General features: G+C 49.2%; 9 protein-coding genes. 8 read left to right on the forward strand and 1 reads right to left on the reverse strand.

Translation table 11 applies throughout. The annotated features are described in order from the left end of the window. Positions 1-11 precede the first annotated feature (11 nt). The 3 genes from MKX42_RS10220 (at position 12) to MKX42_RS10230 (ending at position 5,054) form a co-directional block, all read left to right on the forward strand. Positions 12-2,294 carry a glycoside hydrolase family 3 C-terminal domain-containing protein gene (locus tag MKX42_RS10220; RefSeq protein ID WP_340752391.1) on the forward strand — a complete coding sequence of 761 codons (2,283 nt, stop codon included), beginning with the start codon at positions 12-14 and terminating at the stop codon, positions 2,292-2,294. Between the two features lie 281 nt (positions 2,295-2,575). Next, positions 2,576-3,544 (forward strand): helix-turn-helix transcriptional regulator, encoded by a 969-nt coding sequence (locus tag MKX42_RS10225; RefSeq protein WP_340752392.1) that lies wholly within the window; start codon positions 2,576-2,578, stop codon positions 3,542-3,544. Between the two features lie 361 nt (positions 3,545-3,905). After that, on the forward strand, positions 3,906-5,054 hold the full coding sequence (locus MKX42_RS10230) for a YbfB/YjiJ family MFS transporter (protein ID WP_340757654.1): 1,149 nt from the start codon (positions 3,906-3,908) through the stop codon (positions 5,052-5,054). A 223-nt stretch (positions 5,055-5,277) separates the two neighbouring features. Here MKX42_RS10230 and MKX42_RS10235 read toward each other — a convergent pair whose 3' ends face one another. Then, entirely contained in the window at positions 5,278-6,747 is a 1,470-nt protein-coding gene (locus MKX42_RS10235) for an RICIN domain-containing protein (RefSeq protein ID WP_445669370.1), read from the reverse strand. A gap of 324 nt (positions 6,748-7,071) precedes the next feature. On the opposite strand from MKX42_RS10235, the gene MKX42_RS10240 reads away from it, so the two are divergent. The 5 genes from MKX42_RS10240 to MKX42_RS10260 are packed head-to-tail and all read left to right on the forward strand — an operon-like array spanning position 7,072 to position 13,680. Continuing rightward, on the forward strand, positions 7,072-9,039 hold the full coding sequence (locus tag MKX42_RS10240) for an AraC family transcriptional regulator (RefSeq protein WP_340752394.1): 1,968 nt from the start codon (positions 7,072-7,074) through the stop codon (positions 9,037-9,039). 17 nt (positions 9,040-9,056) lie between these two features. Further along, positions 9,057-10,082: a FecCD family ABC transporter permease gene (locus tag MKX42_RS10245; RefSeq protein WP_445669311.1), complete on the forward strand. Its 1,026-nt coding sequence runs from the start codon at positions 9,057-9,059 to the stop codon at positions 10,080-10,082. Continuing rightward, positions 10,079-11,092: a FecCD family ABC transporter permease gene (locus MKX42_RS10250; RefSeq protein ID WP_340752396.1), complete on the forward strand. Its 1,014-nt coding sequence runs from the start codon at positions 10,079-10,081 to the stop codon at positions 11,090-11,092. Before MKX42_RS10245 ends, MKX42_RS10250 begins: the two co-directional genes overlap by 4 nt. Before the next feature lie 9 nt (positions 11,093-11,101). Next, positions 11,102-11,959, forward strand: a complete 858-nt coding sequence (locus tag MKX42_RS10255; RefSeq protein WP_340752397.1) for an ABC transporter ATP-binding protein — start codon at positions 11,102-11,104, stop codon at positions 11,957-11,959. Continuing rightward, entirely contained in the window at positions 11,956-13,680 is a 1,725-nt protein-coding gene (locus MKX42_RS10260) for an ABC transporter ATP-binding protein (protein ID WP_340752398.1), read from the forward strand. Before MKX42_RS10255 ends, MKX42_RS10260 begins: the two co-directional genes overlap by 4 nt. The last annotated feature ends 575 nt before the right edge of the window (positions 13,681-14,255 follow it).

Raw genomic sequence — 14,255 nt, forward strand, 5'->3', positions numbered from 1 at the left:
TGAAGAGACTAGTGGAACGTGATATTCGAAAGATAGTAAGTAACATGACCTTAACCGAAAAAGCGGAGCTGTGCTCCGGGTCCAACTTCTGGTCAACAAAAGCCGTAGACCGATTGGGCATTCCATCTATTACATTAACCGACGGTCCGCATGGTCTCCGCAAGCAGGCGGGAGAACCGGATCATCTGGGACTTAATGAGAGTGTGCCGTCTACCTGCTTCCCTTCCGCTGCTGGTCTGGCGAGCTCCTGGAATCGTGATCTGGTACAGAGTGTAGGTGAAGCCATCGGCAAGGAAGCACAGGCTGAAGATATAGCGGTCGTCCTTGGACCTGCCGTCAATATCAAGCGTTCCCCACTCTGCGGACGTAATTTCGAATATTTCTCGGAGGACCCTTACCTGACGGGAGAACTGGCTGCAGCACACATTGCAGGAGTGCAAGGCCAGGGAGTAGGCACATCCCTGAAGCATTTTGCCGTCAATAATCAGGAGCATCGGCGGATGACAACAGATGCCATTGTCGACGATCGTACATTAAGAGAAATTTATCTGACCGGTTTTGAAAAGGCGGTAAAGCAATCTCAGCCCTGGACGGTGATGTCCTCTTATAACAAGGTCAACGGAACGTATGCCTCCCAAAATGAAACCTTGCTGACCACGATTCTGAAAGAAGAATGGGGACATGAAGGCATCGTGGTCTCCGATTGGGCTGCGGTTAGTGAAATTGTGCCAAGTGTTGTAGCCGGTATGGAGCTGGAGATGCCTTCTTCTAACGGCGAAGGACCTAAGCAAATTATAAAAGCTGTAAATCAAGGAGAATTATCAGAAGAGAAGCTTGATCTGGCTGTGGAAAGGCTCTTGAATGTCATCTTTAAAGCAGCCGATTCCAGGCGTGAGGGTACTAGTTATGATCGGACAGCCCATCATAAGCTGGCGAGAAGGGTTGCGGGAGAATCAATGGTCTTGCTCAAGAATGAGGATCAAGTTCTCCCATTGAGAAAAAGTGGCCGGATTGCGGTTATCGGTGATCTGGCTACGAAGGTGAGATATCAAGGTGGCGGCAGCTCTCATATCAGACCGACACAGTTGGACAGTATTTATGAACAAATTTCGATATCCGCAGGGTCTGAAGCTTCGATCTCTTTTAAGCAGGGTTACGATCAGGGCTCAGATGATACGAACCCGTCTATGCTGGATGAAGCAGTGAAGGCTGCAGAAGCTGCAGATGTGGCCGTACTAGTAGTAGGTTTGCCAGACCGCTATGAATCAGAGGGATATGACCGTTCGCATTTGGATATACCGGTCAATCAGCAGGAGATTATTTCTGCCATTGCTGCAGTTCAGCCTAACGTGGTGGTGGTTCTATGCAACGGAGCACCTATTCTCATGCCGTGGTTGGGTGAGGTGAAGGCTGTTCTGGAAGGTTATTTGGGTGGTCAGGGAGCTGGTGGAGCCATCGCTGACCTGCTGTTTGGAGATGTCAACCCGAGCGGCAAACTGGCGGAGACCTTCCCGCAATCATTGAAGCATAATCCGTCCTATTTATTCTTCCCTGGCGATGGAGACCGTGTCGAATACCGGGAAGGGGTGTATGTCGGTTATCGCTATTATGACATGAAGGATATTGAACCTTTATTTCCTTTCGGCTACGGCTTAAGCTATACCCGATTTGCATACTCCGGCTTAACAGTGAGCCAGACGGAAATTAAGGATACCGAAACGCTCACCGTCACCGTAAATGTGAAAAACACGGGTTCTATCTTTGGCAAGGAAGTGGTGCAGTTGTACGTTCATGACTGTGAGTCTGAGGTTAGCCGCCCTGAGAAAGAGCTTAAAGGCTTCGCCAAAGTAGCTCTTGAACCGGGAGAAGAAACAACCGTTTCGTTTACCTTGGACAAGCGCAGTTTTGCCTACTACAGTGTTGAACGTACAGCGTGGCATGTGGAGAGCGGAGAATTCGATATTCTAATAGGCTCCTCTTCGCGGGACATCTCGTTGCAGACGAAGCTCCATGTGGTATCCACTTCAGAGGAGATCGTGCCGACATATGACCGGAATACTGCCCTTGGTGAATTGCTTTCGAATCCGAAGACGTTAGCAGTCTTGGACCAACTTCAAGGATTGGCTCCACAGAGTGCCGAAAGTGCATCCTCTGACGCCATTTCTAGGGAGATGATACAGGCCTCAATGAAGTATATGCCTCTGAGGGCATTAATTCCGTTTACAGGTGGAGAACTTACGGAAGAGGCATTGTCCATGCTGCTTGTGCAGCTTAAAACAGTAGTACGTCAATAAGCATTCAACATTGATAAGTTGAGCTAACTCGATTCCTGAATTATTGGGATTGTAACCGTCACAAACGGGCGATACCTAAATTCATTTAGTGCAGTTGAATTCTGCCTATTTGAGTTTAGGTATTTTTTATTTCAGAGGTTTCTGGAACGGAATCCGGAACAAGTGCAGGTGCGGTTGATTCGTACATCACTTCGTGATTCTGAATGGGAGTTCGACAAAAAGATAATTATTCATTACAATGAGAATGATTATCATATAGAGAACACATGGAGTGCTTAATTATGAACAATTCGATTCAATATAATTTCAATCATTTCTTTGACAAGCTTGAAGTAGGTCATCAAGCCGGAAGTTCAAGCCATATGCTTCATCCTACGACAGGAATAGGACAGATTCTTCGATTGTACCCACGCTCTGAGTTGGAGATGGTTATGTCAGACTATAAGCTGTACCAGGACCATGATATACGCCTAGATTCACTCGCGCCAATGGTAGAGTTTGGGTATTGTTATGAGGGTAGCAGGGAGATAAGTGTACCTGGCGCTCGTCAGGAGTTCATGCCTGCCAATTGGAGTTTGCAACTGATTAATACCTCGGAAGCGAGATTGGAGCTAGGCCAAGCACAATCCTTTCGAATGTTGGGCATCGGGATGTCTGTCGGCGTGTTTCATCATTTTATGACCTCCATCGGGGGAGTGCAAAGGGCTGACTTTAACAGCCTACTTGGAGGAAAGTCGTATCGGTTGCTTCAGGAGAAGCCTCCAGCTTCCGCCAGTGCTTCGCTTCACCACATTGCAGCAAGCCTAAGAGATGGAACGATGAATAATATTGAGCTGGAGTATACGGTGTTAGAACTCCTGGAACTGGCGCTCCGCACTTTTCTTGAAGGAAAAGAGGAACGGATAGGGATTAGCCAAGAGACCCAGCTGCGCGTTGGCGAAGCGCGCCGAATAATCCTGGAGCAGATGGATAATCCTCCATCATTGTTGCAGCTGTCGCGTATGGTCGGTTTGAATGATTACAAGCTCAAGGTGGGCTTCAAGGAAATGTATGGCAACACAATCTTTGGATACCTACGAGAGAAGAGGATGGAGCAGGCTTTAAAGCTACTTCAAGCCGGCAAGTCCAACGTCATTGAAGTGTCATGCGCAGTGGGCTACTCGAATCCAAGCCATTTTGCCGAGGCGTTCCGCAAGAAATTCGGGGTAAATCCCAGCGCATTACTACGTGAAAATTCTTCCCGGATATAACATGGTAATGACAGGCTTGTATTTAAAACGGATTGTTAACTTATCGGTTAACTTACTCTCTTCACAAGCAACTGAACTTGCCTGGCATAGAAAAAGCCCTTCAGAACCCACTGAAGGGCTTTTTCATGAAATCAGATGGTTAAATTACAGAGAATCTCATGGACTCCGTGAAACGGGGATTTTAATCCACCTTGGGGTAGAGGGTGCCGTCAGAAAAACCTTACTATAGTAATAATTATTTTCATATTTTCACAGAAGGGAGAGTGCCCAAGTGCGCTCACAATACAGTTCTGATTCCAATTCCAATTTCAATTCAGGCCCTCTCCCATCCTTCTGGCCGTTTGTACTGACCGGGATGTTGATGATTGTGACCACGACAGGGTTTGCGCGAATGGCCTATGGGATAGTGTTGCCTTATATGCAGGCCGGACTCGGATTGTCAATTTCACAGGGAGGGATGCTTGGCACGATCATGTTTCTAGGCTACCTGGCTTCGGTCGGGTTATCGGGCATACTCGCTGTCCGCTGGGGTAGCAAAGCTGTTCTTATGGCAGGAGGTGGTGCTGTTGTCATCAGCATGTTTGGCCTTTCCGGATCATATTCGTTCATTTGGGTGGCTCTGTTCATGTTCCTGGCCGGAGGGGGCAGTGCACTGGTGTTCACTCCGCTCATGTCCCTCATGCTGGGCCAGTTCCCGGACAAGAAGGGAATCGTCCTCGGGATGTTGCTAAGTGGTGCAGGTATCGGGATGCTGTTAAGCGGATTTTTAGTACCCTTACTAATCGCTCAATTCCCCGTTCTAGGCTGGCGTGCGGTCTGGTTAGGGTTCGGTGTCATCTCACTTGTTGTGCTAATCGCGGCTTTATTGATCCTGAGAAACCCCGAGATTGTAGGGAGCGTGAAGGAGACAGACAAACCGAAGTGGTTAAAAAATAAAGCATTGATGCAGGTGGCTGTACTCTATTTTCTAGTGGGTATAGCATATCTTGTCCCCAATCTATATCAATCTGGTTATATGCTGGCTGAAGGGATTTCGGACCGCGCTGCCGGTCTGGTGTACGCCATAGCTGGCATCTTCAGCATTGCAGGCGGCCCTGTCTGGGGCAGTCTGTCCGACCGATTTGGTGTAAACCGGATGTTTATACTGGTTTGGGCTTGCGCGGCGGCGGGGGATATCATCCCGCTTCTGAATCACAGTATTCCGGGGTTCGTCTTATCATCAGTACTTTGGGGCTCCAGTATCGGTGGTCTGGTTACATTAATTCAGCTGAAGGCTGCGAAACAAGTCAATCCCCGGTATGTTCCAACTGCCATCGGACTTATCTCAATATTCTATGCGGTAGGTCAAATGCTGGGTCCGGGAATGACAGGGTTGATGATTGATCATCTCGGTGGCTACGGAGTGGCTTATGGATTCGGAGCGGTAGTCTACGGCTTTGGGTTAGTCGCCAGCCTGATCTCTGGCTTCAGGGGAACAACAAGAAATTTCTGGAGCAGAGCAAAAAGATAATGCAGTAACAGCGAGTCCACAGAAGGCTTTTCCACGAACCATATAGGGCTATAGTAATAGGGCTTTAATAAAGAGGCTGTCCCAAAAGTCATGTAATGGCTTCTGTGACGCCTCTTTTTTTTGAGAAAGATCAACGTGTGGACTTGAATGGACGCTCCGTGAACGCTACCACGCGATCAATCATAGAGACCACAACGCTTGGAGAAGGAAGCAGCACCATTTATTAATTGGCCACAACGATTTGCCATTGTTGATTCAAGCCGTTGTTGTCACTCCATTGAATCACATTGGCACCGTCGGTGAGTGCGCCGGAGGAGACGTCTATCAATTTGCCGGTAGCGCGGTTCTTCAGCTTGAAGAAGCCGCCGCCCGCATCAATCAGCTGCCAGTGCTGGCTGGTCCAACCCCCGTCTGACCACTGTTCGATGACTGTTCCATCGGTCGTATTGCCATTCTCAGGGCCAAGAATCAATCCGCTGTTGGTATTCTTAAGCTTATAGTACCCGTCGCCAGCGTCGATCAGCGTCCAACGTTCACTCGGTAAGTTAGTATCAGTCCATTGTTCGGCATCTGCACCATTTGCTGTTGCACTCGCTCTAATGTTCAAAGCCTTTTCGCTTTTGCGGTTAATCAGCTCATACGTGAGGCTGCTGTCTACCGTGAAAGGAGTTCCTGCGACCGTTCCTGCTGCACTGTCGATGTTAAGCTGCGGGTACCATGACATGGAGAGGGTGGTCGATGAAGGGAATGTCAACGGCAGCCATACGTATTTGGATTCATTGGCGGGACGCTCCCAGGCTCCGGCCCAGCGGTCACCCATATATAGATAGGACGTGGATGAGCTACCCTCAACAGGAATGATATAGGCGGCTTGTGACTCGGAAGCGCGTGAATCTCCGACATTGGAGAGGGCGCTCCAGGTTCCGCTTATGCTGGAAGCGGTTGCGTATTTCTGCTGGTTAGGAGTCCAGCCTGTTGCGCCGGAAGTGATCAGGAAGTAGGTAGAGCCCCGCTTGAACATAGCAGGAGCTTCACGGTATGAGCCTGCCCACAGGGTCTGGACCAGTGATTCCACGCCCAGAAAATCTGGAGTCAGACGATAAATGTTAAGATCGGCATTCACCCTTGTGGCTGATATCAGATAAGCGGTGCCGTTATCGTTGTATACCGTCATATCACGGGAATCGTAGTCAAGAGGCCTGAAGCTGCCTTGATACGTATACGGACCTTCGATATTGGAGGCTGAAGCAACAGCGACTTTTGCTTCTCCGTAATCTACCCCGTTTTCTTTATGCGCCCATAGCACATATTTTCCGGTTGCCGCATTATAAAGAAGCTTGGGGCGTTCGATATTGGCGGTTGCAAGCTCTGAGGCGCTGCTCTTGGATAGTATATTCGCGCGGAATTCCCAGTTCTTCAGGTCTGTTGAACGGTAAAGTGATACATAGTTCGTTCCATCCCGGTTCTCCCCAACCCAATAATAATAGCTGCCAGACTTGATCATTCCACCGCCATGCGCATTAACCGGATTGCCTGAAGTATCCTTGAACTGAATCCCGTTAAGGAGACTGAGCGGAGCGGCATAGCTCTTGGAGCCAGATCCTCCATAGGACAGGACAATCAGCAGAAGGGACAGAAACAGAATAAAGGGTGTTTTGGCTCTTTTCCATTCATTCACATGCATTCGAGTAATCCTCCTTCATTTCATTCATTATTTAGTTAAGCGCTTACAAAAAACAAACAGAATGTCCTCCTTTCTCTCCAAACATTACCAGCAATACAAATTGCGATCAATTTAAACATTTGGATATTTGTAGACAAAATGGATATTTCTTTTGTAACAATTCGTCAGAGCTACCTGAGATGCTTTGGAATACAAAGCATAACGTCCGTTGTCTGCTCCCCCAATGTCACTTAATGATGATATACTTACCTTGAGTATTATGATAATGATAATCAAAATCATTTTAGGGTCGGTATATCAATTGGGACAAGTGAGATGAGGGAGCGCGGATTGATGCAAGAAGAAGCAGAAGCTAGACAGATATTTACACCAGAGATGATCGATACGATGGCCCGCATTTGGACACGTTCGATCATTACATTAATAGATGTACGCTTTGAGAATCTAGCGTCCGCATACCCTTTGGAGCAGTATAAAATGCCTAGCAGCATGTTTATCTATGCCTGTGGAGGGGAAGCGCAAATTCAACTGAATGAAACGACATTCGGAATGGAACGCTTCGGTCTAGTTCATGGCGGGAAGGGGAGCCTGCTCAGTATTTGGCCTAAAAGGGAGAGTGTGAAGACCTTTATGGTCTTTTATAAAGCGGAATCCCCTCTTTTCCACAAAAAGCACCTGCAGCAATTACTGGAGCAAGTCAATCCATTTGTTCAGCAGTTTGGTTATACACCAAGTAATCCCATTCTGCTGCTCGACTGGTTTCAACAAATGTTGAATGACTGGAACCGCGGCAAGGCGATGGATCAGCTTCAGGCCAAAGGGTTTCTATATCAATTGATCCATAGGGTGTATAGAGATTTTGAGGGGGGCGAGATTCGCTATCTCCAGCCCTTTCCAGCCAGTTCTGCCAAAATATATCTAGATAAACATTACCGGGAGCCGATTATGTTCCAGGATATTGCCGCTATGTTTGGGATCAGTGGCGGGCAATTAACGCGGTTGTTCAAAAAGAAGGAAGGGATGAGCTTACAGGAGTACCTCATTCAGAAAAGGATTGAAGCTGCTTGTCATGACTTGAAGTATACAGAGGCAACCATTAAAGAGATAGCAACAGGATCTGGATTTGCTGATGAGAAGAACCTGTTTCGGATGTTTAAGAAGTATTACAAGATGACGCCGAGTGATTACCGGAAAATAAACGCACCATCCATGCAGGTTGATGGTATTGATAATGATTCTCATCTTCATTACAATGAGAGGGAACTGGCGAGTCTAGTCAAGTCTTATAGAGATGGGGAATCAAGCATGTTTGGACAAGTACGAAGTAAAGAAATGATCTTTGTGGCGGCGATGAGCCTGATGCTGTTGCTGACGGCATGTACGTCGGGGACGCCAGCGAATAATAGGGGAACGGTGAATCCGTCTGCGGAGACCGGGCAGACGACACAACCGGAAGTACAGGAGACGAAGGCTTCAGAAGCAGTCTCGCAGACCAGAACGATATCTACAGTAAAGGGCGATGTTGAGGTGCCTGGCAACCCTCAGCGTGTTGTAGTCGATTATCTGGTTGGTGATGTGGTAGCTTTGGGTGTAACTCCTCTTGGTGTGGCGAGAGCGACAAAGGGTGAGACAGAGGCGGTGTATTCTAACGAGATTAAAGATTCAATTAACATAAAGATGGAGCCGGAAGATGTCATGGCTCTTGAGCCTGATCTGATCATATTAGCATGGGGCGAAGAGAATTATGAGGATTTATCCAAAATTGCCCCGACCATTTATGTCCCTTATGGTGATATGACTACAGAAGAGCGTATCCATTTTATTGGCAATGTTCTGAATAAGCCGAAAGAGGCTGAGGCTGTTTTGAGTGCTTATGCTAACAAAATCGAAGAAGCGAAGCTATCCCTTAAGAATGCAGGCCTTGCAGACGTGACGATTACGATGGGAGAATTCGGTGATAAAACGAACTCCATCGCTGGAGCCAAACATGCGGTTGGCGAGCTTGTGTATAATCAGCTTCAAATGAAGGCACCGTCAAAAGTTCAATCTGATATTATTGACGCAGATAAATATTGGGGACAGATCTCTATGGAGGTCTTGCCCGCTTACATGGGGGATTATTTAATCGCCTTAGGAGATACGGAAGTTCCTGCTGATCATGCAGTTTGGAAATCACTACCTGCTGTGCAACATAACCGGATTGTAACGGTGGGTTCATCGCTATCTTGGTCCACGGATATAATGACCTCCAGTGCATTGATCGATCATATTGTCAATCAATTGCTGGCATTAGCTAAATAAGGGGATCTGGAAATACGATGAAAAACAAGCCTGAACAAAATCGTCGTGGGGCGGTGAACTTCACCATGTACATGGTGGTAGGGCTTGGATTAACGGTTCTCATGTCAGCGGCGTCGATTAGCTTTGGTGCCGCTGACATGAGGTTAGCGACTGCATGGGAGGCTATTTTCCGGTTTGATCCAACGCTCACTGAACATCAAATTATTCAAACCCTACGTCTTCCGCGTACTGTAGCCGATCTGATCGTCGGGTGCAGCCTTGCGGTTTGTGGTGCGATCATGCAGGGGACAACGCGTAATCCGCTGGCCGACTCCGGGCTGATGGGAATCAGCTCCGGGGCAGCATTCGCGATTGCGCTGTGCCTGGCCTTCCTACCGGGGTATTCGTATGGGCAGATGATGCTGTTTGCTTGTCTGGGAGCAGCGCTCGCGACCGGGATCACGTACTTCATCGCGTCACTGGGCAAGCGCGGGATGACACCTCAGCGGCTGGTGCTGGCAGGGCTGTCCATCTCCATGCTGTTTGGCGCACTCAGTCAGTATTTGGCGATCAATTACAACCTGGGCCGGGCCTTGGCATTCTGGACCGCAGGCAGTACAGCCGGGGCCAAGTGGGAGGAATTACTGATTATCTCTCCTCTATTTGCTGGAGGTGTACTGCTGGCGTTGGCGCTGGCTCCTTCTGTTACTCTGCTTAGTCTGGGAGATGATGTGGCAAGTGGACTCGGTATTCGCAGCGGACTGGTCAAGGGGCTGTCGACAATTACCGTGCTCGTGCTGACTGGATTGGCTGTTGTCGTGGTTGGCCCAATCGGTTTTGTGGGTCTGATTACCCCGCATATTGTACGATACATGGTCGGTGTCGACTACAGGTACATTATTCCGGCTGCGGCGCTATATGGTGCGTTGCTGACCGTATCGGCCGATCTGGCTGGCCGTTTAATCAATAGGCCGTTCGAAACACCGATTGGTATTATTTTTTCTATCATTGGTGTGCCGTACTTTCTCTTCCTGGCCCGCAGGCAAAGGAGGGAATTCGAATGATCAAGCAGCGTTATACGGTGCAACGGGGTATCCTCGTCAATGTAGTGCTTATGGTGCTTATCCTTATGTTTGCTGTCATTAGCATGAATTCCGGCAAGATGAATCTTTCACCGCTAGAAGTGCTGAATGTCCTCCTTGGAAACGGTACCGGCAAGCAAAATCTGATCCTGTTCGATTTTCGAATGCCACGAATCGTACTGTCGATCTTGGTAGGTCTGGGAATGGGCGCGGCTGGGGTCGTGATGCAGAGTTTGCTGCGCAATGACATGGCTAGTCCGGGGACACTGGGGATTAGTTCAGGATCGGGTTTGTTTGTCCTGTTCTTCGTAGTATTCATCGCATCGGCAGGAAAAAGTTCCTTCATTGCCCTGCCGCTGCTGGCCTTTGTTGGCGGTCTGCTGGCGGCGGGATTGATCTTCTTATTATCGTATCACCGTGGGCGAAACCTCTCGCCAATCGGTCTGATCTTAACCGGGGTCGCACTCGGAAGCGGGTATGGGGCGCTGACCACCTTCCTGACACTCAAGCTGGATGATTCGCAGATGGACTTCATGCTGAATTGGCTGGCGGGGAGCTTGTGGGGCGCTGATTGGCGCTATATTGCCGTACTGGCACCATGGGTCTTGATTTTAATCGGCTATATTTTCTACAAGTCCCGGATGCTGAACACCCTCCATCTGGGCTATCAAACGGCAGAAGGGCTGGGACTTTCCGTGAAGCGGCAGTTTTTGGGGTTGTCGATCGCTGCTGTTGCTTTATCCTCTGGCAGTGTGGCTGTTGGCGGAAGCTTCTTCTTCGTTGGTTTGATTGCTCCGCATATGGCAAGGAAACTGGTCGGGCCTGATCACAAATTACTCATTCCGGCTGCCAGCCTGACCGGCGGATTAGTCGTGGTGCTGGCTGACACGATTACGCGCACGGTTAACCTGGGGGGAGATGTGCCGACGGGAATCGTTATTACGGTCATCAGTGTTCCGTACTTTCTTTATTTACTAGCGAAGGCCAATTAGGAGGACGTCATGGAAAGTATTACAGCAGAGCAAATTGATATTGCCTATAATGACACACTTATCGTCAAAGAACTGGATTTGCAGATTCCGCGTGGACAGATCACCTCGATTATTGGTCCCAATGGCTGCGGCAAATCAACCGTACTCAAGGCAGTCGGCCGGCTGCTCAAGCCGAATAATGGTACGGTCTATCTGAATGGTGCCGATATCCGCACACTGTCCACCAGGGAAGTCGCCAAGCAGATGGCGATTCTGCCGCAGACGCCAACCGCACCGAGCGGCTTGACAGTCGGCCAATTAGTCGCCTATGGGCGTTTTCCTCATCAACGGGGTTTCGGCAAGCTCTCCAAAGAGGATAAGCAAGTAGTCACCTGGGCGCTATCGGTTACACAGCTTACAGCGTTTGAGCATCGTGAGGTCGATACGCTCTCTGGCGGTCAGCGTCAGCGCGTATGGATTGCGATGGCGCTCACCCAGCAGACCGATCTGATCCTGCTGGATGAACCCACCACTTATCTGGACCTGGCGCATCAGCTCGAAGTGCTGGAACTGCTCTATGAACTGAATCGCAGTCAGCAGGTGACGATTGTGATGGTGCTGCATGACCTGAATCTGGCAGCGCGCTTCTCCGACTATATGGTGGCGATTCGTGAGGGCCAGGTGGTGGAGCATGGCTCGCCAGAGCGTGTAATGACGGTGCAGACGCTGCGTGAGGTGTTCGCTATTGATGCCGAAATTATGCTGGAACCGCGAACAGGGCGGCCGGTGTATGTGACGTACGAGCTATTGCGTGATAAGCGTAGAGACCAAGCAGCAGATCAAGGATTCCTGCAAGCTGAGGAACAGAAGGAGTCGATTGCCACATGAGAACCGCATGGCGTGTCCTGATGGGCGCACGGAAATACTGGCTGCAGTTAGGCATTGGATTTGCCGGTATCGTGATGGCCACGATTGCCGGGTTTTATTTGCCTTGGGCGCTCCGCTCGTTGACCCAATTGGCGACCGAAGGCAGCAGCCGGTTTGCCGCGGAAGCGCTGAAGATTGGTCTGTTGCTGCTTGGAGCCACCTGTCTGCAAGCCATCGGAACATCACTGGCCGGCTATATGAACCATTATGCGGCACTTCACTATGTGGCAGATTTAAGAACAAGATTATATAGCAAGTATCAGCAAATGAGCCTGCGCTATTTCCATCGAAGCCGGACGGGTGACTTAACCGGGCGCGTTGTGAATGATGCGATGGAAGCGGAAATTTACATTGCCCATGCCATTCCTGACTTTATAATCAACGGGCTGACTTTTATTGGAGTAGGCATCCTGCTCTTGACGATCAATGTGAAGCTGGCACTGATCAGTCTGATCACAATTCCGTTGCTGCTTGCGATCACGGTATGGCAAAGCAAACGCTTGTCACCGCTATGGGGAGAGAATTCCAAGGCGCGGGGAGAAATTGCTGGCAAGGTGCAGGAGAACTTGTCGGGCATGAAGGAAATCCAAATTTTCAATCGGCAGGAGGAGGAGCGGGGCAACGTTGCTCGTCTGGCTATGAAACATACGAAGACCTATTTGCGCGCCAGTCTGTTCTATGAGACCTCTGTGCCGTTGTTGGCATTTGTGACCGCGCTGGGTACCGTGCTTGTCGTGATACTAGGCGGCAGATTGATGGCAACAGGCGAGGTAAGTATTGCTGATATCATCGGATTCATCGCCTACCTGGGTATGTTCTATCAACCGGTAAAGTCCTTTTCCGGCTTAGTGGAAATGTCCGGGCGAGCTGCCGCTGGTCTTAAACGGGTATATGATGTGCTGGAAGAGGAGGAAGACATACAGGAGAAGCGAAATGCAGTCCATTTGCCGCGTATACAAGGACAGATATCCTTTCAGAATGTCACATTCGTATATCCGGATGGTGCTCCTGTACTAGAAGGGCTGAACCTGACTATTGATCCTGGAAAGACGGTGGCGCTTGTAGGTACAACCGGTGTAGGAAAGACGACATTGGCCAGTCTCGTTAACCGGTTCTACGACCCGCAGACCGGTTCAATTCAAGTGGATGGCATCGACATTCGTGATGTGACACTCTCCAGCCTGCGTGATAATATCTCGATGGTGCTGCAGGATACCTTCCTGTTTGACGGCACGGTGTATGATAATATCGCTTATGGATGGGCGGATGCGACCGGGAAAGATGTGATGGCCGCAGCGAAGGCGGCGAAAGCGCATGATTTCATAGCACAGATGGAGCAAGGCTACGATACGGTGATTGGTGAACGCGGAGTACGATTGTCAGGAGGGCAGAAGCAGCGGATTTCGATCGCACGGGCAATTCTGCGTAATGCACCGATCCTCATTCTGGATGAAGCGACATCGGCGCTGGATACCAAGACCGAGCAAGAGATTCAGCAGGCGCTGGACGAAATATCGAAGGATCGCACAACACTGGTGATTGCCCATCGCCTATCGACGGTCCGTCATGCCGACCAGATCGTCGTGCTGGAGGGCACAGAGATTGCCGAGACGGGTACGCATGAGGAACTGCTGCGTAGCGGCGGCATTTATGCACGATTGTATGCCACGCAAGCTTCTTGAATGTAATCAATACAAACAAGGCTAAACAGGAGAAGGAAAGGAATTCTTCATCGCGATAGGACAGCGTGTTGCCTGGACAGATAGAACGTACCCTGAACTAGCGCGGGAATCTATTCTCCTTTTTATAAGGGACATATATCCATTCCAGGACTCGGACAACTGGCTTTCTCAGAATATAAAGCGGAGAAGCTTGAAGCTAATGAATTATCCAAGGAGATTAACGCCTCATGGAAAAAGCGCGATGGTAAAAAATATTACCTAGTGAATGAGAAATACATATCCATGGTCTATCTACAATAATAAGATTATTGGAGCAAACGAAGCAGCCAATCTATTGCAGATTCCTGGTACTGCCGGACGGGATACGATGGATATTCATTTCTCTAAAAAGGATGGAGGAGAGTATCTTAAAGCCTCAGGTTATGTATACGCCAGTGAGGATCTAGTGAAACCAATCCTTGCTAACATGGCTGCATATCCCATCCTCGAACATTGAGAGCATGGAACACAAAAAAGTGCCTTAAACTCGCGTGGCTAAAGGCTTTTTGCCCGATAATCCTGTAGTGTAGAAAAGG

Source organism: Paenibacillus sp. FSL R7-0204 (genome assembly GCF_038002225.1).
In the GTDB taxonomy this organism is placed as follows: Bacteria; Bacillota; Bacilli; order Paenibacillales; family Paenibacillaceae; genus Paenibacillus_AQ.